The organism is Allotamlana fucoidanivorans, assembly GCF_006265225.1.
In the GTDB taxonomy this organism is placed as follows: domain Bacteria; phylum Bacteroidota; class Bacteroidia; order Flavobacteriales; family Flavobacteriaceae; genus Allotamlana; species Allotamlana fucoidanivorans.
Genome location: NZ_VDCS01000132.1, coordinates 1 through 251, shown reverse-complemented (window position 1 = coordinate 251; position 251 = coordinate 1). Strand labels below are relative to the sequence as shown.

Genomic DNA, 251 nt, shown 5'->3' with positions numbered 1-251 from the left:
ATCCAGGGCCATCAACAAATACGGCCCCAACGGTTCCTACTTTAGGTACTCCAACCAATGGTCAGTTATGTATAGATAATAATTTAAGTTTTACATGGAATGCTTCAACCGATGCAGAAGGAGATACTATAAAGTATACTATAGAAGTATCAAGAAATGATACTTTTACTCAGATAACACATAGTTTTAATAATCTAGAGGCTCCAACAAGAACAATATTATTAGAGCGAGGCATAATTTATTATTGGCGT

General features: G+C 34.7%; 1 protein-coding gene. It reads left to right on the top strand.

Going from position 1 to position 251, the window contains the following annotated elements; genetic code table 11:
* A partial coding sequence (locus FGF67_RS17360; RefSeq protein WP_199240719.1) for a hypothetical protein occupies window positions 1–251 on the top strand: 251 nt, incomplete at both ends.